The 24,185-nt window shown below is 65.1% G+C and carries 24 protein-coding genes; 14 read left to right on the forward strand and 10 right to left on the reverse strand.

Annotated features, from left to right (window positions below; translation table 11 throughout):
* Positions 1–235: 235 nt before the first annotated feature.
* The 4 genes from ACPFL9_RS03090 to ACPFL9_RS03105 are packed head-to-tail and all read right to left on the reverse strand — an operon-like array spanning position 236 to position 3,951.
* A complete protein-coding gene (locus tag ACPFL9_RS03090; protein ID WP_426005779.1) occupies positions 236–1,654 on the reverse strand; it encodes an aspartate ammonia-lyase in 1,419 nt (472 codons plus the stop codon).
* Between the two features lie 59 nt (positions 1,655–1,713).
* Positions 1,714–2,871: a M20 family metallopeptidase gene (locus ACPFL9_RS03095; RefSeq protein ID WP_426005781.1), complete on the reverse strand. Its 1,158-nt coding sequence runs from the start codon at positions 2,869–2,871 to the stop codon at positions 1,714–1,716.
* Positions 2,861–3,532 carry a DUF1028 domain-containing protein gene (locus ACPFL9_RS03100; protein ID WP_426005783.1) on the reverse strand — a complete coding sequence of 224 codons (672 nt, stop codon included), beginning with the start codon at positions 3,530–3,532 and terminating at the stop codon, positions 2,861–2,863. The genes ACPFL9_RS03095 and ACPFL9_RS03100 overlap by 11 nt, the downstream gene beginning before the upstream one ends.
* A complete protein-coding gene (locus ACPFL9_RS03105) occupies positions 3,529–3,951 on the reverse strand; it encodes a RidA family protein (RefSeq protein WP_426005785.1) in 423 nt (140 codons plus the stop codon). Before ACPFL9_RS03105 ends, ACPFL9_RS03100 begins: the two co-directional genes overlap by 4 nt.
* 122 nt (positions 3,952–4,073) lie before the next feature.
* Between ACPFL9_RS03105 and ACPFL9_RS03110 the strand changes: the two genes are divergently transcribed.
* Complete coding sequence (locus ACPFL9_RS03110) at positions 4,074–4,988, forward strand: LysR substrate-binding domain-containing protein (protein ID WP_426005786.1); 915 nt, start codon at positions 4,074–4,076, stop codon at positions 4,986–4,988.
* On the opposite strand, the gene ACPFL9_RS03115 is transcribed toward ACPFL9_RS03110, so the two are convergent.
* Positions 4,985–5,587: a TetR/AcrR family transcriptional regulator gene (locus tag ACPFL9_RS03115; protein WP_426005787.1), complete on the reverse strand. Its 603-nt coding sequence runs from the start codon at positions 5,585–5,587 to the stop codon at positions 4,985–4,987. The genes ACPFL9_RS03110 and ACPFL9_RS03115 overlap by 4 nt on opposite strands.
* A 102-nt stretch (positions 5,588–5,689) precedes the next feature.
* A complete protein-coding gene (locus ACPFL9_RS03120; protein WP_426005788.1) occupies positions 5,690–7,681 on the reverse strand; it encodes a primary-amine oxidase in 1,992 nt (663 codons plus the stop codon).
* Positions 7,682–7,811: 130 nt separating this feature from the next.
* On the opposite strand from ACPFL9_RS03120, the gene ACPFL9_RS03125 reads away from it, so the two are divergent.
* From ACPFL9_RS03125 to ACPFL9_RS03140, 4 genes are all read left to right on the forward strand, one after another.
* The gene (locus ACPFL9_RS03125) at positions 7,812–8,276 is read left to right on the forward strand and encodes a hypothetical protein (protein WP_426005789.1); all 465 of its coding nucleotides are present in this window, start codon (positions 7,812–7,814) and stop codon (positions 8,274–8,276) included.
* 49 nt (positions 8,277–8,325) lie between these two features.
* Positions 8,326–9,819 (forward strand): aldehyde dehydrogenase family protein, encoded by a 1,494-nt coding sequence (locus ACPFL9_RS03130; protein WP_426005791.1) that lies wholly within the window; start codon positions 8,326–8,328, stop codon positions 9,817–9,819.
* Positions 9,820–9,969: 150 nt separating this feature from the next.
* Positions 9,970–11,490 (forward strand): APC family permease, encoded by a 1,521-nt coding sequence (locus tag ACPFL9_RS03135; protein WP_426005792.1) that lies wholly within the window; start codon positions 9,970–9,972, stop codon positions 11,488–11,490.
* Positions 11,491–11,519: 29 nt separating this feature from the next.
* The gene (locus ACPFL9_RS03140; protein WP_426005793.1) at positions 11,520–12,452 is read left to right on the forward strand and encodes an NADP-dependent oxidoreductase; all 933 of its coding nucleotides are present in this window, start codon (positions 11,520–11,522) and stop codon (positions 12,450–12,452) included.
* A gap of 71 nt (positions 12,453–12,523) precedes the next feature.
* Here ACPFL9_RS03140 and ACPFL9_RS03145 read toward each other — a convergent pair whose 3' ends face one another.
* Positions 12,524–13,357: an alpha/beta fold hydrolase gene (locus ACPFL9_RS03145; protein ID WP_426005794.1), complete on the reverse strand. Its 834-nt coding sequence runs from the start codon at positions 13,355–13,357 to the stop codon at positions 12,524–12,526.
* Between the two features lie 97 nt (positions 13,358–13,454).
* Between ACPFL9_RS03145 and ACPFL9_RS03150 the strand changes: the two genes are divergently transcribed.
* Both ACPFL9_RS03150 and ACPFL9_RS03155 read left to right on the forward strand, forming a co-directional pair.
* Complete coding sequence (locus ACPFL9_RS03150; protein ID WP_426005795.1) at positions 13,455–14,042, forward strand: TetR/AcrR family transcriptional regulator; 588 nt, start codon at positions 13,455–13,457, stop codon at positions 14,040–14,042.
* Positions 14,043–14,096: 54 nt separating this feature from the next.
* Complete coding sequence (locus tag ACPFL9_RS03155) at positions 14,097–14,330, forward strand: DUF6480 family protein (protein ID WP_426005797.1); 234 nt, start codon at positions 14,097–14,099, stop codon at positions 14,328–14,330.
* On the opposite strand, the gene ACPFL9_RS03160 is transcribed toward ACPFL9_RS03155, so the two are convergent.
* From ACPFL9_RS03160 to ACPFL9_RS03170, 3 genes are all read right to left on the reverse strand, one after another.
* Entirely contained in the window at positions 14,327–16,042 is a 1,716-nt protein-coding gene (locus ACPFL9_RS03160; protein WP_426005798.1) for a PHP domain-containing protein, read from the reverse strand. The genes ACPFL9_RS03155 and ACPFL9_RS03160 overlap by 4 nt on opposite strands.
* 123 nt (positions 16,043–16,165) lie before the next feature.
* On the reverse strand, positions 16,166–16,897 hold the full coding sequence (locus ACPFL9_RS03165) for a hypothetical protein (RefSeq protein WP_426005799.1): 732 nt from the start codon (positions 16,895–16,897) through the stop codon (positions 16,166–16,168).
* 78 nt (positions 16,898–16,975) lie between these two features.
* Positions 16,976–18,112 carry an AI-2E family transporter gene (locus ACPFL9_RS03170; RefSeq protein WP_426005800.1) on the reverse strand — a complete coding sequence of 379 codons (1,137 nt, stop codon included), beginning with the start codon at positions 18,110–18,112 and terminating at the stop codon, positions 16,976–16,978.
* A gap of 478 nt (positions 18,113–18,590) precedes the next feature.
* On the opposite strand from ACPFL9_RS03170, the gene ACPFL9_RS03175 reads away from it, so the two are divergent.
* The 7 genes from ACPFL9_RS03175 (at position 18,591) to ACPFL9_RS03205 (ending at position 24,148) form a co-directional block, all read left to right on the forward strand.
* Entirely contained in the window at positions 18,591–19,847 is a 1,257-nt protein-coding gene (locus tag ACPFL9_RS03175) for an alpha-L-fucosidase (protein ID WP_426005801.1), read from the forward strand.
* Between the two features lie 284 nt (positions 19,848–20,131).
* The gene (locus ACPFL9_RS03180) at positions 20,132–20,686 is read left to right on the forward strand and encodes an RNA polymerase sigma factor (RefSeq protein ID WP_426005803.1); all 555 of its coding nucleotides are present in this window, start codon (positions 20,132–20,134) and stop codon (positions 20,684–20,686) included.
* The gene (locus ACPFL9_RS03185; protein WP_426005804.1) at positions 20,683–21,606 is read left to right on the forward strand and encodes a hypothetical protein; all 924 of its coding nucleotides are present in this window, start codon (positions 20,683–20,685) and stop codon (positions 21,604–21,606) included. Before ACPFL9_RS03180 ends, ACPFL9_RS03185 begins: the two co-directional genes overlap by 4 nt.
* 9 nt (positions 21,607–21,615) lie before the next feature.
* Entirely contained in the window at positions 21,616–22,041 is a 426-nt protein-coding gene (locus ACPFL9_RS03190) for a CoA-binding protein (protein WP_426005805.1), read from the forward strand.
* 150 nt (positions 22,042–22,191) lie between these two features.
* Positions 22,192–22,992 carry a polysaccharide deacetylase family protein gene (locus ACPFL9_RS03195; RefSeq protein ID WP_426005806.1) on the forward strand — a complete coding sequence of 267 codons (801 nt, stop codon included), beginning with the start codon at positions 22,192–22,194 and terminating at the stop codon, positions 22,990–22,992.
* 23 nt (positions 22,993–23,015) lie between these two features.
* Positions 23,016–23,426: an MmcQ/YjbR family DNA-binding protein gene (locus ACPFL9_RS03200; protein WP_426005807.1), complete on the forward strand. Its 411-nt coding sequence runs from the start codon at positions 23,016–23,018 to the stop codon at positions 23,424–23,426.
* A gap of 50 nt (positions 23,427–23,476) precedes the next feature.
* The gene (locus ACPFL9_RS03205; RefSeq protein WP_426005808.1) at positions 23,477–24,148 is read left to right on the forward strand and encodes a hypothetical protein; all 672 of its coding nucleotides are present in this window, start codon (positions 23,477–23,479) and stop codon (positions 24,146–24,148) included.
* Positions 24,149–24,185 lie beyond the last annotated feature (37 nt).

The following is a 24,185-nucleotide window of genomic DNA, read 5'->3' on the forward strand; positions in this document are numbered from 1 at the left end:
AAAGGGTAGACAGGCCTCCGTCGGGCACAGCTCCGCAAGCTTCGCCAGCAGCCAAAACAACGAACGGGGGAGATGGGGGCTGGCCACTCACCACGAGCGCCCCACCCACCAACAAAACCAGGTCCGGGGCAAGGCCGCCGGTCAGCGCTCACACTCATTCCTAACGCTTGACGAAAAATAGAAGCATCGGGGACCATGCCCAAGGCCTGGTCCCCGTTGTTTTACTCAGCTCCGGTCAGTCCAGGCCTGCCAACGTCCGGGCAGACAGTGCTTCCTTCATCTGGTGCTGGTCCAGGAGGCCACGCTCAGCCACCAGCTTGGCAATGCCCCGCCCGGTGGCCAGGGCTTCCTTGGCGAGCTCAGCGGCTGCCGCGTAACCGATCAGCGGTGCCAGCCCGGTGACCACGCTGATGGAATCAAGCATGCGGTGCTGCAACAGGGCAGTGTTCGCGGTGATTCCGTCGACGCAGTGTGTCCGAAGTTGCCTGCACGCCACGCCCAGCCAGGCAATGGATTCCAGGAGGGAGTCGATGATGACCGGCTCGAAGGCGTTGAGCTGCAGCTGACCGGCCTCTACTGCCATGGTGACCGTGGCATCGGCGCCGACCACCCGGAACGCCACCTGGTTCACCATTTCCGGGATGACGGGATTTACCTTGCCGGGCATGATGGATGATCCTGCCTGGACAGCGGGCAGGAAGATCTCGGCAAAACCTGCCTGGGGGCCCGAGGAGAGCAGGCGCAGGTCGTTGCAGATCTTGGACAACTTCACCGCAGCCCTCTTGAGGACGCCGGATACCAGGAGGAAGACGCCGGTGTCGCTGGTGGCTTCCACCAGGTTGGCGGCTGGAGCCAGAGGCAGCCCGGTCACGGACGCCAGTTCACGGATGACCGCCTCCCGATACCCGGGGGGAGCGGTGATGCCCGTCCCGATCGCGGTGGCCCCCAGGTTCGATTCGGCCAGGTGCGGGAGGAGTTCCTGCAGCCGGCACCCGTCCTCGCGGAGGGTCTCCGCAAAGGCGCCGAACTCCTGGCCCAGGGACATGGGCACGGCGTCCTGCAGTTGGGTCCTGCCTACCTTGATGATGCCGGCGAACTCTGCCGCCTTGGACTCGAAGGCCCCCACCAGTCGATGGTGCTCGGTGCACAGGGCAGCAAGATCACGCTGCAGGGCGATCTTGATGGCCGTGGGGTAGGCGTCGTTGGTGGACTGGCTCCGGTTGACGTCGTCGATCGGGTGCAGTGCCGAATAATCACCCTTGGTGCGGCCCAACAACTCCAGCGCGCGGTTGGCGATGACCTCGTTGGCGTTCATGTTGGTGCTGGTGCCTGCCCCGCCCTGGATGGCATCCACCACGAATTCACGGTCGAGCCTCCCGTCCATCACCTCGCGGGCGGCCTGCTGAATGGCCGCGGACTTGGCGGTCTCCAGAAGACCCAGGTCCTCGTTGGCCCGGGCGGCCGATAGTTTCACTGCGCCCAGGCCATAAATGAGGGATCGGAGGGTGCCGATGGTGCGCCCGCTGACGGGGAAGTTCTCCACGGCCCGGGCGGTGCTGATGCCCCAATAAGCAGCCCCGGGGACATCGCGGTCCCCGAGGCTGTCATGTTCCCGCCGCAACTCCGGGGCCGGGATGTTTGATGGTTGTGTCATGGTCCTGTTCAGTTGTCGTTTGCTTGTGACGGACGGGTTTCGTTGACGGGGGACCGGCGCTATCCGGCCAGGAAGTCCAATGCCGTCAGAGCCAAGGCAGCAGCGCCGTCATGGATGGCCCGGTTGGCAGCTTCACCAACGCAGTGCGCGGCAAATTCGGGTTGGTGGTTGGCTGCCGGGTAGCAGCCGAGCCCGATGTAGGGGTGGATGGCGGGAACCACCTGGGACACATTGCCCATGTCCGTGGAAGCCCTGTTCATGGTGGCCTGCCCGGGCGGGGCATCGAAGGTGCGACCCAAGGACTTCGCATGCTCCTTGTACAACTCCAGGGCACGCTCTTCCGTCCGGAACTCGGAGTATGGTTCCGATTCCGGTGTGATGGAAAGCTCGCAGCCTGTCGCCACCGCGCCTGCTTCAAAGCATTGATTGACCCGTTCCTCCAGTACCCCCAGCTGTGCCAGGGATTCCGCCCGCACATACCACCGGCCCTCGGTCTTTTCCGGAATCGCATTGGGCGCCTCACCGCCCCGGGTTTGGACACCGTGCACCCGCGTGCCGGCAGGCAGTTGCTGGCGGAGCAGGCCCAGTGCCACCTGGGCGACGATGAACGCGTCATTGGCATTCACTCCCTGCTCGGGGTAGGCCGCGGCGTGGGCCGATTTTCCCTTGTACTCCACGTGGTTATGCGCCACAGCGAAGGGCCGGGCTTCGGCTGAATCCACGGGACTGGGGTGCGCCATCATGGCAAGGTCCAGTCCGTGGAAGGCGCCCTTCTTGAGCAGTTCGATCTTGCCGCCTCCGCCTTCCTCGGCGGGGGTGCCATAGACCTCCACGGTGAGGTCGTGCTCCTTGGCAAACCCGGCCAGGGCGGCCGCGGCACCGCAGGACATGGCGGTGATGATGTTGTGGCCGCAGGCATGCCCCAGGCCCGGCAGGGCGTCGTATTCAGCCATGAGTCCCACCCGGCGGGAGCCGGAACCGAAAACCGCGCGGACCGCCGTCGGGAATCCCAGGTAGCTGCGCTCCACGTCGAAGCCGAGCGATGCCAGGTAGTCCGCGGTCCATTCCGCCGCACGGTGTTCCTGCCAGCCCGTTTCAGGGTTGGCATGCAGCGTTTCCGACAGCTGGACCAGGGCAGCCTGCTGCGCCCTGACGACGCCGAGCACCCGGTCGCGTTGCGTGGCTGGCGTCACCGTCACAACCCGCTCAGCGGTCATCGCCGGGCACCCCGTAGCTCACGGAGGAAGCGGGGTCGAGCCCGCGGATCACGTAATCGCGCCGCTGCGGCAGCCAGACCTCCAGGATCCGTTCGAGCTCGCCGATCGGGTCATCATGCCAGTCCACGCGCAGGTCCGTGTCCCTCCAGCCGTGTCCGGACACTACGGACATGCCGGCGGACCGCACCGGTCCCGCCTCGCCGCCGGCAGCCTCCGCAGCGCGGAGTGCCTGCATCAACCGCAGTTCCAGTTCCCCGGTTGAGGACTCGAAGGCATCGCAGAGTATCTGGGGGACGTGGGGATGCGCGAGCATGTTCCCGGCAGCAACGCTGCGGGCGCCACGTCCTTCCCCGAAGATGCCCAGCGTCCCGGACCCACTGAAGACCGCGGATCCGCCGTGGGCGTCCAGGACCACCAGTTGCCGGAAGTTCACGGACGGTGATTCATGGACGACGGCGGTCAGCGCCTCCTGCGCGGAATAGCCGGCCTGGAGCCGGTCCAGCAGGGCAACGCCCAGCCTGGGATCGGTGATGTTCTGGGAGCTGACAGCGCCGACTCCGTCGCGCAGGTGGGCGCAGCGGGCTGCGACAGCGGGAGAGGACGACGAAACGGCCAGGCCGAACCTGCCCCTTCCGTCCGTGGCGGCGATGCTGAACGTCACTGCTGTCCCTCCGTGGAGAGCACTGCGGTGGCGTCGATTTCCACGAGCCACTCCGGGCGGGCCAGGGCCTGGACCACGATTCCCGTGGACACCGGATAAACGCCCTTCAGCCAACGGCCCATGGTGCGGTACACCGTCTCCCGGTAGCGGGGATCGATGAGGTATACGGTCACTTTGACGATGTCCTCGAGGCTGCTCCCGGCTTCCTTGAGCAGCATGTCGATGTTGGCCATGGCCTTCTCGGTCTGGACTTCCACGTCGCCGATCCCCACGGATTCCCGGGTTTCCAGGTCCTGTCCGATCTGCCCGCGGAGATACACCACTCCGTTGGCCACGACAGCCTGGCAGAGGTCGTTGTCCAGGTTCTGTTCCGGGTAGGTGTCCTTGGTGTTGAAGGTGCGGATGCGCTGGTGTTTCACGGGATGCCTTTCAGTGGCAGGTAGCTTGTACCTTTCAGCTTCCTGTCAGCGGTTGAATCTGTCTAACAGTTCTTTTAGAACGATTGCATCGATATTTCTGATGTGCGGTGTATCCTCGATGCATGGACGTCACGCTTACCCAGTTGCGCTATTTCGTGGAAGCGGCGGCGCAACTGTCCATGACCGGGGCCGCCTTGAGGTTGAATGTTGCGCAGTCTGCTGTCTCAGCCGCCATTGCCCAGCTCGAACGGCATGTGGGCACGCAGTTCTTCATCCGGCAGCGTTCCAAGGGGTTGGTCCTGACGCCTGCGGGCGAGCTCTTCGTCCGGGACGCGCAGGCCATCCTGGCCCAGGTGGAAGAGAGCATCGACCACGCCCGTGGCGAACACCAGAGCGTCGCAGGCAGGATCAGGATTGCGTGCTTCAGCACCCTGGCGCCGTTCCTCCTGCCTGGGGTCCTGACCACTTTGCGCGAGGACCACCCTGCCCTGGAGACCGAGGTCATCGAAACAGACACCGCCGGATGCATCAGCGCGCTGCTGACGGGCCAGGCCGACGTGGCACTCTGCTACGACCTTGACCTTCCGGATGCCATATCCCGCTCCGTGGTGGACACGGTCCGGCCCTACGTTGCCCTGCCCCCGGACCACAAGCTGGCGCAGTCCAAAAAGATCCAGTTGTCGTCCCTGGCGGAGGAGTCATTCGTCCTGCTCGATCTCCCGCACACACGCGACCTGATGCTCTCCATTGCCCGCCTGGGCGGCCGCGAGCCGGACATCCGGTTCCGCTCGGCCAGTTACGAGACCGTCCGCACGTTCGTGGCCAGGGGACTTGGCTATTCGATCCTCCACCAACGTCCGCAGCATCCATTGACCTACGACGGCGGCAGGCTGGCTGCCGTGGAAATCCGCGACGACGTGCCGGAACTGAAGACGGTCCTGGCCCATCTGAAATCCCATCGCCCCACGGCGCGGGTGCGCGCGGTGGCACAGGCGGTACGGCAACAGATCGTCGCAGCGAAAGCCGCCCGGGACTAGGATTCTTTCCGGCCCAGCCTGGCCAGCGCCCTCTCCACCAGATGGCGCTGGCGTGAACCGGTCACTGCGTCAGGGTCCAGCATGGAGGTCACATGCAGGCCCATCATGATATTCAGCAGCTCATCGGCCACCGCATCCGGATCAACCAAAGGCGCGCACTCGCCGTCGTGCCCTGCCTGGGTGAGGAAGTCCATGATGAGTCTGCGCCAATGCAGCAGCGCCTCGCGTCCCACCGCGCGCAGCGCGTCCTCCGTTTGGGCGCGCTGCCAGAACGAGACAGCCACCTTCGCCTCCACCACGGTGAGCGGATCGGCAGGAATGATTTCCAGGCAGAGGCTGCGCAGGGCGGAGAGCCCACGCTTGCGGGCCGTGTGCTTGGCGATGCGCTCATTGGTGCGCTCGCAGATGAGCTCGTAGGACGCCAACAGGAGGGCGTCCTTGCTGGGGAAATAATGGGCAAGGACACCGGGGGCGGCGTACCCGCATTCACGGGCGATGTCGCGCATGCTGGCATTCTCGATGCCTTGGTCAGCGATGAGCCGCCATGTGGTCTCGATGATCGAACGTCGCCGTTCGTGGTGATCGACCAAGCGGGGCATGCTGCTCCTTGTAGGTGTTGCAGGTAGGCGTTGCAGGGTGGCGGCGGGGCCGTGTGCACCCTACCACTGCGGGGACGCCCGGTGGACGTCCCCGCAGCCCCGTCAGTGTGCGCAGTGGTCCGTGGCTGCGCTGCGTTCAGCGGCGGCGCAGTGGGCGGACGTGGACGGCGGCACGTTCAGGGTGGGGTTGACGTCGAAGAAGCCGTGGGGCTTCAGGGTGAAGCCGGTGGTGTCAACGGGCATGATGGGCCAGTCCTCCGGGCGGGGGAAGTGGGTGAGCCCGAACGAGTGCCACACCACCAGGTCCTGGCCGTCGATATCCCTGTCCTGCGCCACGAAAGCAGGAAGTCCTGCGCCCCCGGGGTGCTGGTTGACGAAGTCTCCCGCGGCGTACAGCTCATCGTCGGCGTGGCGGGTTACCCAGAGGTGGTGGCGGGCGAAGGCGGCCCGGGAGGCGATGGAGGAGTCATCGGCCATGGCCAGGGTGGGGTTGCCCTCCGGGTACAGCGTGTAACCCACCGGGTGGCCCAGGTGGTTGAGTGATCCTGGGTTGCTGATGTGCCAGACGCGGCCTTTGGACCCGTCCGCGTCACGGATTGCCTCGGACTCGCGGGCCAGGATGGTGCGCTTTTGGGTGAAGGCGTTGCCGTGGGGGTTCCCCGGGCCTTTGGGGAGCCGCACCAGGTCGAGCTCTTCAACCCGGTTGGCGTCGCCGTCGATTTCCATGTCCAGCCGCGCGCTGAAGAGGTGCTGATGGTAGGGCGCGCCGAGGCCCGGGGCGATCTCCGAGGCGTACGCGTATTCCTTGTCCGGGAGGGCCGCGGTGAACACGATGCCTGTGGCCTTGGCTTCGAATTCGATCGTGCCGTCCAGGTACAAGTACCAGTAGAAGCCGTAGTCGTAGTTCCCCACGGTGGTGAAGAAGGAAACCACCAGGCGGCGGTTGCGGCGCACCTCGTTGGAACCGGCCCACTCGTCCGTGTGCTTCCAGAGGATCCCGGCGTCTTCCTCATGGATGCAGATGCCGTTGAGGATGGTCCTGGGGTTCCCGAAGTCGTCAGCCACCACGGGGGACATATACGTGATGTCGCCCAGGCAATCGCAGCCGAGCTTGAGGGAATTCGCATCCCGGCCCACCAGGTATTCGCCGGAATCAAAGTAGTTCTGCCAGCTGCGGTACGGAGCGGGATCACCGTAAGGGACCACCATCTCGGAGATGGACGCCCGGTGGATCAAGGGGCGGCGCCTGCCGTCCAGGGTGTGGTGGAGTTGGTGGAGGACCAGTCCTTCCCGGGCATCGAAGCCGACACGCAGGTCCCATCCGGCCCAGGACAGCAGGTTTCCTTCGAGGGTGAAGCTGGGTCCCTCCGGCTGGGTGATGTCGATCGGCTTCAGGTCGCTGCGCAGTTCGCCATGGATGGCAGGATCGGTGTAGTTGCCGTTGACCTCCGGGACGGGGACGGGACCGTCGTCGATCAGGTGGTCCACCCGGCGGTTTTCCACGTCCACGAACGCCACCAAACCGTCCAGCGGGTGCGCCCAGGGATGGTCGGCCGGGTGGTCCTGGCGGAAACCCAGGCCACGCAGCAGCCGCTTGCCTTCCTCGTTGGGATATTCGAAGACACCCGCCGACAACGGGGCCACGCGCACCTGGTCCGGAGTCAGGTTGCGGCTGGCCAGCGCCGCGATCCACTGCGGATCTGCGGCCAGGATCTCTTCAATCAGGCCAAATTCTTCTAACAGGACCGGGAGTTGGCCGTCGACGGCGGGATTCAGCTCACGCTGTTCCTGCACCAGCCCGGTGGTCAGGGAGAGTCGGACGTCGAGGGACCGGGAACGTGCCGCGTCCCAGAGCATGGCACGGACTGTGCGTTCGGCGTCCCCGGTGTTTCCCCGCAGGGCTGACTTGGGTGGTTCCAGCAGCCCGAGGTAGGCGAAACGGGTGGTGTCGGCGACGAGCCCGGCGTCGGCCAGGATGCGGCGGGCTTGCTGGATTTCCTCGGCGGTGAGTTGTTCCAGCGGGTGCTGCGGCCTGGGGTGTTGCGGCCGCAGGGCCTGCAGGGGGGAAGCCAAAGAGGTGGTGTGAAGGGTCATGACACTTCCTGAAGTCGATTTTTGATGGTACAACTGTTCAACCAACGCTTTGATGTTACCCACCTCACAAGCTGCACGTAAAGTCGCTGGCCGGAGAAAAACCACCGCGCCACCCACGGAGGAAAAACCCATGGAGCATACCGACCGCCGCCGCCCGACACGCCCGGCCCTGCCCGCCTGCCTGGTGGGCGGTGCCGCGATGGGAAGCGCACTAGGGCACGCCTTCGCAGCGCTCTTCGGACCTGCGGGAGCCATGGCTTGGCTCATGGCGGCGATGGGCCTTGCGTGCCTGGCCTGCTTCCGCTCCCTGGCACCCGGCCGGTTCCGCGTGCGGAAGGCGGCAGGACACCTCATGGCCATGAGCGCCGCCATGGTCCTGGCCCATGTGGTCCTGCTGAACGGATTCCCGGCCGGGCCATCCCATCTGCACGGTGTTCCGGTATCAGGATCCGCGGCCGGGCACGCAGAGGCCATGCTCTCCGTGATGGGCATCGAAATCCTGTGCCTGGCTGCTGCCTCCGCAGCCCTGCGCCTGACCCGGACCGCGCCGCCGCGGAGCCAACAAACCGCCGACCGTCCCGCCGTCGTGGGCTAAACGCCGGCGGGCACCCACCAAGCCACCACCCGAACGCATTGGAGACAGCATGAACACCACCATCCAGGCCCCTGTTGACTGGCATGTCCGCGCCGAAAGCCTGGTGCCGGACGGCAGGGCCTTCATTGCCGGAAACCGCACCGCCGCCGGCGGGCACCGCACCCGGCCCACCACCAGCCCTATCGACGGTCGCGTGCTCGCGGAACTGTCGTCCTGCGGCGCTTCCGACGTCGATGCTGCCGTGGTCGCGGCCCGGCGCGCCTTTCCCGCGTGGTCGCGGGCCGGCGCGGAAAGCAGGAAAGGCGTGCTGCTGGCCTTGGCCGCACTCATGGAGAACCACGCGGACGAGCTTGCCCTGCTCGAGTCACTGGACAGCGGCAAACCCATCCTGCAGACCACCACGGTTGATGTCCCCGGAGCCATCTCCACCCTGCGGTGGTATGCCGAAGCCATAGACAAGCAATCCGGGGAGTTGCCGTCCGTACCGCCCGGGGCCACAGCGCTGGTGACCCGTGAACCGTTGGGCGTCGTTGCGGCGATCGTGCCATGGAACTTTCCGCTGGAGATCGCCATGTGGAAGCTTGCGCCGGCACTAGCCTCCGGCAACACCCTGGTGCTGAAGCCCGCGGAGCAGACATCCCTCAGCGTCCTTCGGGTGGCCGACCTGGCAGCCGAGGCGGGTCTTCCCGACGGCGTGCTCAACATCGTGACCGGCACGGGCCGCGTGGCAGGTGCCGCCCTGGCGATGCACATGGATGTGGATGCGCTGGCCTTCACGGGTTCCACCGCGGTCTCCCGGACACTTTTGGAAGCCTCCGGACGGAGCAACCTCAAACGCCTTAGCCTGGAAGCCGGCGGCAAGAGTTCCAACATCATCTTCGCGGACACCGCAGACCTTTCGGCGGCCGCCTCCAAGGCTGCCTTCGGGGCGTTCTACAACCAGGGGCAGGTATGTTCGGCAAACTCCAGGATCCTCGTCCAGCGCACTATCCATGACGACTTTGCCGGGCTGCTGGCCGAGGCGGCCGCGGACTACCGCCCGGCCGATCCACTGGCCGGAGTGGAGGGCAACGGTGCCCTCATCAGTTCTTCGCATACGGACGACGTCGAAGGATGGATCCAGCGGGGAAGGACGGAGGGGCGCGTCCTGTTCGGCGGCGACCGGCGGACCATCAAGGGGTCCAACGCGTATTTGGAACCCACTGTGCTCGGTGGCCTCGCCGCGGACCATGACGTCCACAGGGAGGAGATCTTCGGCCCGGTGGCCGTGCTGCACCCGTTTGATACGGAGGATGAAGCCGTGGCCCTGGCCAACGATACGGACTACGGCCTGGCAGCGTCCGTCTGGACGTCGGACCTGTCGCGGGCGCACCGGGTGGCCGGACTGCTCCTGGCGGGAACCGTGTCCGTCAACACCGTGGATGCCTTGGGGAACAGTACGCCTTTTGGTGGTTTCAAGCAGTCCGGATTCGGGCGGGATCTCTCGCTTTACGCCTTCGACAATTACACCGCGCCGAAAACCACCTGGATCCAGTACGGCTGAGCTGGTTCATCAATAAATCCGGGGATGGGTATCGGCATTCAGTGTTTTACGTGATCTGAAACACAGGCCTACGCTGATGCTCATCCCCTTCCAACGCTTCCACCGCCTCCAGTGCGGTAGCAGACTTAAGCCGTAGCAAAGGACCCCATCATGGACCAACCATCAGCCGCCACAGGGCAGGCGCAGACACAGCTTGCCCAGGAGCAGAGCAAACATCTGCAAAAATCCCTCGGCCGCTTCGACATCCTCCTGCTGGTGGTTGCCGCCGTCATTTCCGTGGAGGTGTTGGGGCAGGTATCCGGTTTCGGCGGCGAAACGTTCACCTGGACCCTGATCCTGGCCGTCACGTTCATGGTTCCCTACGGGTTGATCTTCGCCGAAACGGGCGGCGCTTTCACCGAAGAAGGCGGCGTCTACGTGTGGACCAAAATGGCGTTCGGCCGGATGGTGGCGGCCATTACCTCGCTCTTCACCTGGGTCACCCAGCCCGTCTGGGTGGGTGGGGCCATGGCGTTCGTGGCCGTGGAAACCTGGTCCGAGTACGTGGGTCACGTGGAGGCCGGCAGCGTGGGCGACTACGTCTTCAAGCTGCTGTTCATCTGGATCACCGTGACATCCGCGATCATCAGCCTGAAGCACGGCAAATGGCTCCCGTCGCTCGGGGCCATCCTCAAGGTCGTGTTCCTGACCTTCTTCATCATCGTCACCCTGGTGTACGGGCTGCAGCACGGTTTCAACGGACTGGACCTGGGATTCTTCTCGCCCACGCTTGCCGGTTTCCTCGGGGTTACCCCGTTGCTGCTGTTCTCGTTCCTGGGGTTCGAATCGGGCAACAGCGCCGCGGGCGAAATGAAGAACCCGGCCAAGGACGTTCCCATCTCCGTGGCCCGATCCTCCATGATTGCCGCAGCGAGCTACCTCCTGCCGGTCCTCGCGATCCTCCTGGTGGTGCCGTTGGACCAGATCACCGGCATTGGCGGCTTGTTCGGCGCCGTGGCCACCGTGTACACGGTCTTTGGTCCGGCAGCGGAGGCCATGCTCGCGATATCTGCGATCGTGTTCTGCTTCGTCCTGGTCTCCCAGGGTGCAGCCTGGATGATCATCAGCGACCGCATGCAGGCCATGGCCGCAGCCGATGGCTCCTTTTTTGGCGGCTTCTTCGGCCGCTTCCACCCGAAACTGGGCACTCCGATCAGGGTGAATACCCTCTCCGGAGTCGTGGCGACACTCTTCATGCTCGCCGCCATGCAGCTCAGCGGAACCAGCAGCGCCCTGTTCGGCGTGGTCCTTTCCATCGCAATCTCCACTTTCCTGCTCAGCTACCTGTTTGCCATCCCGGCCGCCGTGAAACTGCGGAGCAAGTACCCCGCGGCTGACCGGCCCTTCAAGGTTCCTGTCTCAGACGCCGGCTTCCGCGTGCTCGGTGCGGTGTGCTTCGCCTGGATCCTGATCGGCTCATGGGTGGCGATCTTCCCCGGAACCCTGGACATGGTGTTCGGGCTTCCCTACGACTTCGAGGCAACGTGGGGTGTCTCCCAGTTCACGTTCGAGGCCTTCGCCCTCGGCACCCTGGGCTGCATCCTTGCCTTGGGCGTGGCCGGGTACGTGCGGGGCCGTAAGGTCCGCGAGGCTGTATCGCCGGAACCTGTCCGGGTGGGAATCCCGGAATAGCTCCACCGCGGCGGCAGTTGTCGCTAACCATGAAGGCTATTGCTTACAACGGGTACGGAAACCCTGACGTCCTTGAACTGACCGAACAGCCAATGCCCAAAGTTGGCCCAGGCATGGTCCTGGTCAAAGTGAAGGCAGCGGCAGTCAACCCCGTGGACTGGAAGATCATGGCGGGCTACCTGGATCCTTTGATGGATATCCAGTTCCCTGCGATACCCGGGTGGGACGTTGCAGGGGTGGTGGAGTCGGTGGGAATCGACGCGCCGCAGTTCCAGCCCGGGGATGAAGTGATCGCTTATGGCCGCAAGGACTTTGTCCATGGCGGCAGCTTCGCGGAGTACATCGCCCTGCCGGAACGGTTGGTGGCCAGGAAGCCGCACTCGCTGGACTGGAACGCCTCGGCGGGACTGCCCCTTGCCGGGTTGACGGCTTTCCAGGTCCTCAACAGGTTGGGGGTGCAGTCCGGGGACACCGTGCTCATCCACGGCGGCGCCGGCGGAGTTGGCTCGCTGGGTGTGCAGATCGCAGTTGCCCTGGGAGCCAACGTCATCGCCACCGCTTCCGACAAGAATCACGGGTTCCTCCGCTCCCTGGGCGCGGAGCCTGTCACCTACGGCGATGGCCTGGCGGAGCGGGTCCTCGCACTGAGCCCGGATGGCGTGGATGCCGTGGCCGATTTCGTGGGCGGGAACCTTGAGTCCACGCTCCAGGTGATCCGTGCGGACGGCAGGCATGCCTCCATCGCGGACAGTGACGTGGAGCAACATGGCGGGACGTGGATGTGGGTGAAGCCCATCGGTTCCGAACTGCAAGAGCTGGCCGACCTGGTGGACGAAAAACACCTCCACGTGGAGGTGGCCGAGGTCCTCCCGCTGGCCAAGGCAGCTGAGGCCTTCCGCCTCAACATGGATGGCCACACCCGCGGCAAGATCGTCGTGGCCGTGGACGACGGCCACGCGTAGAACGCCCGACGGCGGCAGGTCGCCCGCGGTTCCATGAGGAACCAACGGTGACCTGCCGCCGTCGTTCTTAACTACTTGGCCAGGAAGCGGAGCAGGATTTCGTTGATCTCGGAGCCGTGCGTCCAGAGCATGCCGTGCGGGGCGTTGTCGATTTCCACGTATTCGGCCGACGGCAGGCGCTTGGTGAATTCGCGTCCGGTGGAATCGATGGGCAAGATCCGGTCGTCGGTTCCGTGCACGATCAACGCAGGGACGGTGATCTTTTCGATGTCCGCACGGAAGTCGGTCAGCCAGGTGTCCACCACGGCGAAGGAGGCGTACCAGGAAGAGCCGGCGGCAACGTTCCACGCGTTGCGCAGGGCTTCCTCGCTCAGGCGGTTGCCCAGGAAGTTGTCCGTGTTGAAGAAGTCCTTGTAGAAGTTGCTGAACCAGGCGTAGCGGTCTTCGATGGCGGCGTCGCGGATGCCGTCGAAGATGGAGGACGGAACGCCGGTGGGATTGTCGTCCGTCTGCAGCAGGTAAGGCTCCAGGGACCCCAGGAACACCGCTTTGGCCACGCGTGCTTCGCCATAGGTTCCGATGTAGCGGCCAACTTCACCGGTTCCCATGGAGAAGCCCACCAGGACTGCGTCCTGCAGGTCCAGGGTTTCCAGAACGGTGTTGAGGTCCCCGGCAAACGTGTCGTAGTCGTAGCCGGTGGTCGGCTTGCTGGACTTCCCGAAGCCGCGGCGGTCATAGGTGACAACCCGGTAGCCCGCCTCCAGGAGGGCAGCGGTCTGCTTCTCCCATGAGCCGCCGTCCAGCGGGTAGCCGTGGATCAGGACTACGGGCCGGCCCGATCCGTGGTCCTCGTAGTAGAGCTCAATGTCCGTGCTGTTTTCTGTGCCGACCTTGATGAAGCCCATGGAAACCACTCCTTGTCTCGACGGGGAGAACGATCGTTCTCCCGCTGTGCAAGCCATCCTATAGAACGATCGTTCTCTGTTCAAGTAGAATGGCTCCATGGATTCTTCCGATGTCCGCTCCCGCATCGTCGCCACCGCCGACGATCTTTATAACGCCAAGGGCATCCAGTCTGTCGGGATGGACGAACTCCGCACCGCTGCGGGCGTTTCCCTGAAAAAGCTGTACCAGGAGTTTCCGTCCAAGGGCAGCATCGTGATGGCAGTGCTGGAGCGGCGGCACCAGTCATGGACCGAAGGCCTGGGCGCTGCCGTAGAGCAGGCGGAATCACCGCGCATGCGCCTTCTGGCCATCTTCGACTACCTTGCTGTGTGGTTCCGCCAGGACAGTTTCCGCGGCTGCGGTTTCATTAACAGCTTCGCCGAACTTGGCGCCGTCAGTCCCGAAGTGGCCGACTACGCACGCAAGCACAAGGAGTCATTCCAGCGCTACGTGGCCGCGCTGGCACGGGACGCCGGAGCGCCCGCGCAACTGGCGGCACAACTCGCGATTCTTGCCGAAGGAGCCCAGACCACCGCGGCGATCGCAGGCACCGCTGAAGCCGCAGTCCAAGCCCGGGAGGCTGCATCCGTTTTGATCGATGCCGCACTGGGTACGGGATCCTCGAGGACCACTGTCCATACCTAGGCCCTGGCAGCACTGCCGGTTAGGCTGAAAACATCCGCGATCAAGGGAGTGAAGATGTCAGGCACCAACCCAGATCCCTATGAAGACAAGCTCACTGGCCTGGAACCCGGCGGGGGAGTGCCTCCCGGGGAAACACCTCCGGGTGAAGCTTCCACCGCCGGACCCCAGGGTCATGAGGAGGGTGCGCCGCGGAAAGGCACCCAGGTTCTCTGGATGTCCATCATTGGCGTGGTGGTTCTGCTGTCCCTGCTCTACTTCATCGGTTACATCGTGGGGTTTTTCGACTAGCTCCGGACGTCGATGAACACGGGGTTCGCGTAGAACCACGTGTCGGTCCACGGATCGGCGTCGCCCAGGTTGTTGCCGTGCCGGAGGGGGCCGGCCGGATCCACGGAAGCGCCGTAGTAACCCGCGCCGTGGCGGTTCCCATCGCTGCCGCGGAGGCGGAAGTAGCAGGACTCCTGCAGATCCCTGATGGTGTGCTTGACGGTGAACGTTCCGGTGCGGCCGGCCACGTCGATCTGGTTCCAGACTGTCGTTCCCGGTGCCCGCATGGCATCCCGGTCGGCCGGGCTGCCGGTTACCGGCCCGCCGATCACATCCACATGCGCCAGTGCGGGGAGGATACCCGCGGAGTTGCGGTAGCCCGTCGTCGTGACAGTGATCGAAATTTCGACGTCGGCACCCCGCCTGATGCTGATTCGCGAGCCAAGGGTGACGCCGTTGCGTCCGCCGCCGTTGCCGCGAACCTCGCGGACCCGAACCTCCAACCCCTGCAGGAGGTGACCGTGGTCCACCCACATCCGTCCCCTGCGCATGGCATCGAGCACGCCCGTGTAGGAATGGTCCGTGACCCCGGTGTGGAGCCTGCTGAACTGACCCGGCCAGTAGTCGCTGCCACCCTGGAGTTCGCCGGTGTCGTAAGGGTCGGGGCGCTTGCCGGTTACTGACCATCGGTCAAACTCGTTGGGCAGGCTGAGGTAGGGCTCCTCCGCGGGGTAGGCGCCGGTCTTCCAGGTGTCCTTGACCGTGAGGTGGTTGTCGGAGTTGGACGTGATCCAGAACGGCAGGCCCTCGGCGAGCATCGAGTCCCATACGCCTCCCACAGTGGCTGTGGCCCAGTCGAAGCCGCCATACGGGCGGAAAGCGTCTGCGGGGTAGCCCGGGTAGCTGTACTGCGTGGGATTGTTGGTGTATTCGCCGCGCTGGTCACCGGCCCGGGCGAAGGTGCTGACGCCGGAGCCCTGGGCGCCGGGCGCGCCTTCCATGCCGATCATGATGTCGCGGGCGGCGTCCCGCCAGGCGCGCAGTTCGTGTGGCGAGTCGATGCCGAGGCGAAGCGGGTGGTTGGCCAGGGCCACGACGTCGTCGATGTAGCCGCTGCGGCGCTGCTGTGCGAGCCACGCGATGGCTTCCACCGCCTTGCGCTCAAAGGTTTCTGCCTGGGCAGTCCCGGGTGTGGGTTTCTCCCACTGGTTCAGCTTGCCGTCCCACACCAGTTCGAAGGTCCGCAGGAGTTCCACTTCGTGGGGACCCGGCGCCACCAGGACAGTGGCGTGCTCGGCGGCAGGGATATACCACTCCAGGCCCTGGAAAATGAGCAGTTCCGGACGTGCTGCCCGCTGCGCCTGGATCTCCTTGTTGGAGTTGACCGCCCCGCCGTTGTTGGCATGGCCAAAGTTGCTGTGCTCCGTGAAGGCCAGCCAGTCCACGCCGAACCGCCGGGCAGCGTCCAGTTGCTGGTTGATCAGGTACTTGGCATCGTGGCTGTACTGGGTGTGCACATGATGGTCGCCCACCAGCCACGTCAGTTGGGGGTCATTTCCGCCCGGGTTGGCGCCGGCGGGGTGGGCAAAAGCGGTGGAGGCAGCACTACCTGCAGCCAGTATTCCGGCCGATTGGAGGATCCGCCGCCGGCTCATCCCCATGGCCTTCAGTTCTTGGTCAGCCAGCTTCACGCTGTCGCTGCGGGGTGGTGTGGTGTCTGCTCCGGTGCACATGGGCGCCTCCCTCTGTTTCGTTTGCTCTCCCCAAGCCCTGGTTGACGGTAGGCAAGGAGGATGGCAGGGAGGTTAACCTCGTGGGAACGGCAGGGGAGGCGCCTGTGTGCTTGTGGTGGAGGGCTACTTGATGAGGGCCGCTGCCTGGTCCATCAATGCCCCTGCGGCTGCCGCACCCTCGGTTTCGGCGGTCTTTCCCGATGCCGTGGCCGAGATCAGGACGCCGTCCTTGATGGCGAAAGCCATGTAGGTGGATTGCTTCTGGCCGTCGGGCAGTGACATCGCCGTCTTGTAGCCTACGGTTCCGGGTACCTTGCTGATGCCATCGACCTTTTCCGTGGCTACCGTGAGGGACTGTCCTGCCATGGTCAGGGTCATGGTGGCGCACTTGGCTGCGTGCGCGCTGCTGTCCTCAACGCTCTTGTTCAGGGCGTCCGCGTCCACCCCGGAGGTCAGTGTCACTACCGACATGACTCCTGCAGCCCCGGAGGTTACGTCCGCGCCGGCGGCCGTGGTGGAGCCGGGAAGCGGTTCGGACCCACCCAGCGTAGCGAGGTCGGCGCATTCGGCCGGTTCAATGGTCATCATGCTCAGGAGCGCCTTCATGGGGTTCTCCTGGGCCAGGTCCTCGCTGCTCATCACCGTCAGGTCCGCCCCGTCGGCAGTCTTGATCTGCTTGACCAGTTCCATGAGCTCGTCGTTCGTGTACTGCTTCGCGACCGTGGGAGTGGGCGTTGCGGTTTCCGACGGTGATGACGTTGCGGTTGACGATGTGCCTGAACCGCTGCTGCAAGCGGTGAGCGCGAGGACCAGCAGGGCCGATGCGCCTGCTCCGAAGAGTGCTTTCCTGGTCATGTTTCCCCCAATGGATGAAGTTGTGTGGAGTGGTTGGCCTGCTTCGCCAACCGCGACAAGACTACCGGATGCCGTGTCCTAGGTGGGTTGGCTGTTCGGCGGCGGCAGGTCCGGATTCATGGGTTCGAGGTTGGGATCCTCAGCCGTCCATACCTGGACGATCGCCCAGGCGACGGCGGCGAGCGGCACCGCGAGGACTGCGCCGATGATGCCGGCGAGGATCGTGCCGGCGGTCAGTGCCATCAGGATGACCAACGCGTGCAGCTGGAGCGACTTGCCCATCACGATGGGCTGCAGGAGGTCGCCTTCAAGTTGGTTGACGGCGATGACAACAGCCACCACGATCAGGGCGACTATGGGGCCGTTGGCAACAAGGGCCACCAACGCCGCCAGCACGCCCGCAACGGTTGCACCGACCAGTGGGATGAAGGCGCCGATGAAGACGATGATGGCCAATGGGATCGCCAGCGGGACCTGGAGGATCAGCAGCACGGCGCCGATCGCCACCGTGTCCACCAGGGCAACGATCGTCGTGCCCCGGACGTAGCCGCCCAGCACTTCCATGGTCCGCTTTCCCACGCGGCGGAGCTTGGCTTCCCGGGCCCCCTTGAAGGGCCGCAGGAAAAAGTTCCAGATCTTGGCGCCGTCCTTCAGGAAGAAAAAGAGGATCACCACCATGAGGCTGGCACCGGCGAGGAATTCTGCGACCACGGACAGGCCGGTGACCGCGCCGGAGCGCACCTGGCTGCTCTGGGCGAACTCAACCACGGACTCCCTCGCCTGGTTGAGCTGCTCCCGGTCCAGGGGGAAGGGCCCCGTCAGCAGGAAGTTTTCCAGTTCGTCCAGGCCTGCGGACGCCTGGCTGATGAGTTCGTCCCACTGGCTGCGCACAGACAGGACGATGGTGGTGATGACTCCGGCGAGCACCAGCAGCAGGGCAAGGAAGGCCACGCCCGTGGCCAACCCGCCCCGCCAGCCGCGCCGCCGGAGCATGTTGACGAATGGTCCGATCGCTGCCGCCAGGATGAGCGCGATCAGGACCGGGATGACCAGGAGCCGGATCTGCAGCAGGGCGAACACCACCACCACGGCAACCGTAAGGATCAGCAGTATCTGTGCTGCGCGGGTGGCGGTCCGGCCCAGGGAGTCGGCCCAGAGATTCGGTCTGTGGTCTTTGCTGACGGAAACGGCGGTTGATGTGTGGGGCCGGGCCATATTCAGCTCCTGTTCGTTCGCATCGGAGGACCGGAGTGATCAAACATAAGCCTACTGATTATTTTCCGCAGCAGTAATGGCCCGCCTACATGGGTGGCTGGTCCGGATTATGGGTGGGGTCCGGATGAGGAGGGACGGGCCCGGGCTCGGGCACCGGCATGGGGCCGGGACTCGGATTCGGGTCCGGAATGGGGCTGGGCGGGAAAGGTGTTGTGGGATCCGGCGGCGGAGGCACCGGGCCCGGGTCCGGCGGGAATGGCTCTGGTTCGTGAGTCGGAGGAAGCGTCATGATCTCTCCTTGGAACTCGGAAATGGTGTTTTCAGCCTACTGACTATCCCTGCCGAGTAAAGGGGGCGCTCGAGTCCGCCCCTTGACCGGGTCCTTGGCCAGCCCCTTGGCCGGGTCCTTGGCCGTGCTGGGACGGAAGGCCCGGCCCCGCTAGCCTTGGTTCAACAATGCCTACGGCAGGAGCCCGCAGTGCCCCGTCCCCTCCCCACCCCGGCGCAGCTGGACTGGCAGCACCTCGGGTTCGGCGTGTTCATCCACTTCGGCATCAACACCTTCGCGGGGAAGGAATGGAGCGACGGCACGGTCCCGGCGGCCGCCTTCGACCCGGCAATGCTCGACGCCGGCAGCTGGGTCCGCACCGCCAAGGAAGCGGGTGCCAGGTACCTGGTCCTGACGGCAAAGCACCACGACGGCTTCTGCCTCTGGCCCACGGCCACCACAGGCTACTCGGTGGCACACTCGCCGTGGCGCAACGGCGCCGGCGACGTCGTCCGGGAGGTTGCCGATGCGTGCGCGGAGCAGGGGATCGGCCTGGGGCTGTACCTCTCGCCATGGGACCGCAACGCCGGCTGCTACGCGGACCCTGCCGCGTACGACGATTTCTATGTCCGGCAGCTCACCGAGCTCTGCACCGGGTACGGGCCGCTCATGGAGCTGTGGTTCGACGGCGCGGGCTCCGTGGGCCGTGAATACGACTGGGACCGGATCATGGCGGTGGTCAGCCGCCACCAGCCCCAGGCCATGGTCTTCAACATGGGCCGGCCGTCCATCCGCTGGGTCGGCAACGAGAACGGGCTGGCCGAAGACCCCGTCAATTACGTGGTTGAGCGGACGGCGGACAGCCAGTACACGGACTCGAGCTCCGGTGTGGGAGGGCCCCGGTACTTGCCACCCGAGTGCGATGTCTCCCTCCGCCGGGGCTGGTTCTGGCATCCTGACGACGAGCCCAAAACCACCGGACACCTCCTGGCCATCTACTACCGCTCCGTGGGGATGGGTGCCAACCTTTTGCTGAATCTTCCGCCGGACAGCCGCGGACTCATCCCCGACGGGGACCGGGCCCGGCTGCGCGAGTGGAAACAGGAACTGGACCGCCGCCTCTCCGGCCCGGTGGAGGCCGTGGTGGAAAACCACGACGGCGGAGCCACCCTGACCTTCCCGGCTGCGGTAACGTTCGGGCACCTTGAGCTCGTGGAGGACCTGGCGGACGGGCAGAGGATCACCGGCCACCGTGTTCAGGCCGACGGTGTTGATGTTGCAGCCGGCATGACGGTGGGGATCCGCCGCCTGCATCAGGTCCCCGCTGCCACCGCGCAGCGCCTGACCGTGGCGCTTGAGGGGCCGGGCGGCAAGCTCGCGGCTGCCCGTGTTTTTACGGGGTTGCCGGACGCCTCCGTTCCCCGGATTCCAGAAGGATACGAAGCCCCCACAGATGCTCCCGGGTAGTGGCCGGGACCCCCTCCGGAAAAAGTTTTCAAAAAAATCCGTATCCCGCGTAACCCTTTGGCGTACCCGGGCGATTACCTCTTTGAAAGGGCCGAGTTGGAATTTGTCCCCCATCATGTTCCAGCTCGGCTCTTCCTTGTCCCGGTGGCTTTTCGGCAGGACATGGTCGACCGTCCTTTGGGCGGCCCGGCAGAGCAGATAATCTTGGTGGGGTCGCCCGTCGAGCAACAGGCGGACGACACGGCTCCAAGCCACGGACCTGCCGCCGATCGAAAGTCTCTTCTGTGACCGACGCCTTGACCGACGACGCGCTTCAAGCACTCAGGGGCAACACCTCGGAACTGTTCAGCGCCGTCTACCAGTCCTACGCGGGACCGGTGCTTGGCTACCTGACCGCCAAGGGCGTGACCGATCCTGAAGCTGTCACACAGGACGTTTTCCTGGCGGTGCTGCCACGGTTGGAAGACCTCAGCGGTGGCGCAGCCGGGCTGCGGACCTTCATCTTCTCGGTGGCCCATGCCCGGATGGTCGACGAGCACCGGAAGCAGAACCGGGCACCCGAACACCACGAGTTCGAGCCCGAACGCGACACCCGCGAGTCGGATTCCGCCGAGTCGGAAGCCATGGCCCTGCTGGCACCCCGGGAGGTCATGAAACTCCTGGATCACCTTGGGAGCGACCAACGGGAGGTCATCGCCCTCCGGATCGTGGCCGGCCTCACGGTGGAGCAGGTGGCCGACATCATGGGGAAAACCGCCGGCGCAGTGAAGCAACTGCAACGGCGGGCACTGATTACGCTCCGTGAGCATTCGGCAGTAAAGGAATACGTGTCGTCATGACGTACAGGGATAGTGAACGCGAAGGGATCGTGGACGAGCTCTTGCTCGACGCCGATCTCGCCGGCTCGCGCGACGTCCACCAGGCACTCCTGTCCCTGGGCTCTTTCGCGCACCTTCCGGCGCCCACCCCGCAGGGCGAGTTGGCCGCCATGCTGGCCGGTCCACACGACCAACTTTCCAAGCGACGCTGGCGCAACAAGCACCGCACCGTTGTGGTCAGTGCCGCTGTAGTGGCGGCCATGGGCCTTGGTGTCAGTGGAGTGGCTGCTGCAACGTCCGGTTTCAGCCGCACACCGGCGTTCCTTGAGGGTTTGGTGGGAACGTTTACCCAGCAGGGGTCCACCGGTCCGGTGGCACTGCCCGGCCCGGACGCCCCGAAGGTCAGTACTGAGCCCGGGGCCGGGGTGGATCCGTCGGCCCTGCCTCCCGCCCCCGCAACCAACCCTGCGCCGGAATCCCTTGCGGCCCGGCCAGCCCCGGCGGCACCTGAATCCAGCGGGCTTCCAGTTAACGACTCCGCCGGAAACACAGGAGGAAACGCAGCCGGGAACGCCGCAGGAAACGCTGTCCCGTCCACTGCCGGAGGGGGCACTCCTGCAGTGGACGCCCCGGCCGGGGCTGCGGAGCAGGGGCCGACCCAAGCAGGCCGGCAGGCCCCGAACGGAACGGCCCACAACCCGCCCGGCCAAGCAGCACGAGACCAGGCAGGGCAACACCAAGCCAACCCGGAACAGGCACAGCGGGACCAACAGAAACCCGGCAAGCCTGCGGCAGCGGCCAAGCCTACGGCATCCCCTGACAAGCCCGGCGCAGTCAACAAACCAGGCCCGGTGCTCCCGCCGTTGACGGGGAACGGCTCGGAGCAGCAGTTCCAGTCGTTCGTGGACAAGCTGAAAAGCTGGTTGAAGCACCGGGGGTAGGCTTTCCCCATGATGCACGTCAACGATCCCGCCGTGGTTGACCGGTTGATGCGAACCAAGGGTGTCTGGGCCATTGTGGGCCTTAGCAACAACGAGTGGCGCTCAGCCTACGATGTTTCCCTCTACGTTCGTGACCGCATGGGGATGGAAATCATCCCGGTGAACCTCAAGGGCGAGGACGTGCACGGCGAGAAGGGATATACGTCGCTCGACGCGATACCCCCGGAAAAGCAGCCGATTGACGTCGTGGACTGCTTCGTCAACTCCCAGCGCGTGGGGGCGGTCATCGACCAGGCCATTGCCATTGGCGCCAAGGCCGTGTGGCTGCAGCTGGGGGTTTTTGACGACGAGGCCTGCCAGCGCGCCAAGGATGCGGGTTTGGACGTTGTGGTCAACTCCTGCCCGGCACGCGAAGGCTGGCATTACGGCTTGTGAAATTCCGGCCGGTTCCTCTGCTACATTGCAGCTGAATCATTCCTTGAGCCTTGGGGGACGGCCATGTGCGGCGACCATTCTTCCGCGTCCTTTTCCACACCCAGCAGAAGGACGGTTGTCGGGGCATTCGGCGCTTCCCTCCTGGCTGGATTGACCGCATGCAGCCCGGGTACGGGCACGACGCCGGAGCTGCCGCCCAGTGCGGGAGCGACCCCACCTGCGGTGCCGGCCGCCAACGGTGCCATGGGCGCGGGAGGCGAGGTGCCGACGTCGCCCGTTACTTCCGGGGCAACTCCGGCGCCAACGGCCACCAAGCGCATCCGCCGGTCTTTCATCCCCGACTACCAGTTGCCTCCCGTGGTGGGTGGACTGGCTCCGGTCATCACCAAAATCGAGACGAAACACCCGGTGGTCTTCCTGACGATCGACGACGGCAACATCAAGTCCCCGGAATCCATCCGCCTGATGGCCGAATACGACTATCCTGCCTCCCTGTTCCTGACCAGGGACACGATCGCGGACAACCCCGCCTTCTTCAAGGCATTCCACGCGCAGGGCAGCCTGGTGGAAAACCACACGGTCTCGCACAACATCAACATGGTGCGGCAGTGGGGGTACCAGCAGCAGCTCAATGACATCGCCGGGATGCAGGAGTACGCCCTCCAGCACTACGGGCGGAAGCCGACGCTGTTCCGGCCGCCGGGAGGCGCGTACTCGACTCTTATGCGGCAGGCGGTGGCGGCAGCGGGGATGAAGGCGATCGTTACGTGGGAAGCCAAAGCCAACGCCGGCAAGATGGACTACCAGGTGGGAAATTCGCTCCGGCCCGGGGACATTGTGCTCATGCATTTCCGTGCCGAATTCGCTGCGGACCTGGCCGCCTTCCGTGCCGCGCAGCTGGCAGCCGGCCTGGAAGTGGTGTTGCTGGAAGACTTCCTGGGCGCGGCGTAGCAGCGCGGCGTACCCTCGATCCCATGGACATTCCCGGCCTCCGCGAGCTCTGCCTCGGCTTCCCCGGTGCGTTCGAAGACTTCCCCTTCGGCCCGGAACTATCAGTGTTCAAGGTGCGTGCCGCCGTCGCCGGTGGGGCCAGGCAGCCGGCCAAAATGTTCGCCCTGTCCGCCATGGACCCGGACAACTGGACCGTGAGCTTGAAGTGCGAACCTGCGCTCGCTGAACAACTGCGGGCGGCGCATCCGGAAATTACGGGGGCGTGGCACATGAACAAGACCCACTGGAACGGTGTCCGGCTGGACGGGAGCCTCCCCGACACCATGATCCATGACCTCGTGGAAGACTCTTACGACCTCGTGGTGGCATCGCTGAGCCGGAGGCAGCAGGAGCAACTGGGCTGGGCGCGGCTGGCCAATCCCGGTCCCGCCTGACACGCCCGGCAGCCCTCTCCCCACGCCGCTGACATGGGGCTAGATTGATAGTGCAAACCAACGTTGCAGCCCGTGGGCTGGTCAGGAGCGGGTGGATGCTGGATCAGGGAACATTGGATCGACTCTGGAACTTCGGTGATCCGGCTGCGTCCGAGGCCCGGTTCCGGGCGGCCATGATTGAGGACATCTACGACCCCGACGAGCGGGCCGAGCTCGCAACCCAGCTGGGGCGGGCCATCAGCCTGCAGGGCCGTTTCGAGGAAGCCGATGCGCTTTTGGACGGTATCGACGGGGATGAGCCCACGGTCGGCGTGCGTATCCTGCTGGAACGTGGCCGTGTGCTTAATGCCGGGGGACACCCGGCCATGGCGGTTCCCCTCCTGGAGCAGGCAGCAGAACTGGCGGACCACCTTGGTGAGGATTTTATCGCCGTGGACGCCCTCCATACCCTGTCTTCCGCCGACGCCGCCCATGCCGAATCGTGGCTGCGGAGTGCCCTGGAGTACGCCTCCACCGCGCATGATGATCGGAGCAAGCGCTGGATGATCGTTTTGCACACGCGGCTGGGCTGGTTTCTGCACGGTAACGGGCGCTTCACTGAGGCCATGGTGGAGTTCCAGTTGGCCGAACAATGGGCGGAAAGACTGGGAACTGAGCGCCAGAGGGAGCTCGCCAGGGAAGCAATCACTGAGTGCGGGAAGGCCTTGGCGGAGGGTCCGTAGAAAGATCACGCTTTGACAAATCTTGATCGAAAGTCCC

It is taken from the genome of Paenarthrobacter sp. NyZ202 (assembly GCF_049860755.1).
In the GTDB taxonomy this organism is placed as follows: Bacteria; Actinomycetota; Actinomycetes; order Actinomycetales; family Micrococcaceae; genus Arthrobacter.

Bases quoted from the DNA above. Each gene is read 5' to 3' on its own strand.
- ACPFL9_RS03190 (WP_426005805.1), top strand. From the start codon at position 21,616: ATGATGCACGTCAACGATCCCGCCGTGGTTGACCGGTTGATGCGAACC.
- ACPFL9_RS03125 (WP_426005789.1), top strand. From the start codon at position 7,812: ATGGAGCATACCGACCGCCGCCGCCCGACACGCCCGGCCCTGCCCGCC.
- ACPFL9_RS03160 (WP_426005798.1), bottom strand. From the start codon at position 16,042: ATGTGCACCGGAGCAGACACCACACCACCCCGCAGCGACAGCGTGAAG.
- ACPFL9_RS03145 (WP_426005794.1), bottom strand. From the start codon at position 13,357: ATGGGCTTCATCAAGGTCGGCACAGAAAACAGCACGGACATTGAGCTC.
- ACPFL9_RS03135 (WP_426005792.1), top strand. From the start codon at position 9,970: ATGGACCAACCATCAGCCGCCACAGGGCAGGCGCAGACACAGCTTGCC.
- ACPFL9_RS03130 (WP_426005791.1), top strand. From the start codon at position 8,326: ATGAACACCACCATCCAGGCCCCTGTTGACTGGCATGTCCGCGCCGAA.
- ACPFL9_RS03170 (WP_426005800.1), bottom strand. From the start codon at position 18,112: ATGGCCCGGCCCCACACATCAACCGCCGTTTCCGTCAGCAAAGACCAC.
- ACPFL9_RS03140 (WP_426005793.1), top strand. From the start codon at position 11,520: ATGAAGGCTATTGCTTACAACGGGTACGGAAACCCTGACGTCCTTGAA.
- ACPFL9_RS03185 (WP_426005804.1), top strand. From the start codon at position 20,683: ATGACGTACAGGGATAGTGAACGCGAAGGGATCGTGGACGAGCTCTTG.
- ACPFL9_RS03200 (WP_426005807.1), top strand. From the start codon at position 23,016: ATGGACATTCCCGGCCTCCGCGAGCTCTGCCTCGGCTTCCCCGGTGCG.
- ACPFL9_RS03110 (WP_426005786.1), top strand. From the start codon at position 4,074: ATGGACGTCACGCTTACCCAGTTGCGCTATTTCGTGGAAGCGGCGGCG.
- ACPFL9_RS03115 (WP_426005787.1), bottom strand. From the start codon at position 5,587: ATGCCCCGCTTGGTCGATCACCACGAACGGCGACGTTCGATCATCGAG.
- ACPFL9_RS03165 (WP_426005799.1), bottom strand. From the start codon at position 16,897: ATGACCAGGAAAGCACTCTTCGGAGCAGGCGCATCGGCCCTGCTGGTC.
- ACPFL9_RS03150 (WP_426005795.1), top strand. From the start codon at position 13,455: ATGGATTCTTCCGATGTCCGCTCCCGCATCGTCGCCACCGCCGACGAT.
- ACPFL9_RS03095 (WP_426005781.1), bottom strand. From the start codon at position 2,871: ATGACCGCTGAGCGGGTTGTGACGGTGACGCCAGCCACGCAACGCGAC.
- ACPFL9_RS03155 (WP_426005797.1), top strand. From the start codon at position 14,097: ATGTCAGGCACCAACCCAGATCCCTATGAAGACAAGCTCACTGGCCTG.
- ACPFL9_RS03120 (WP_426005788.1), bottom strand. From the start codon at position 7,681: ATGACCCTTCACACCACCTCTTTGGCTTCCCCCCTGCAGGCCCTGCGG.
- ACPFL9_RS03090 (WP_426005779.1), bottom strand. From the start codon at position 1,654: ATGACACAACCATCAAACATCCCGGCCCCGGAGTTGCGGCGGGAACAT.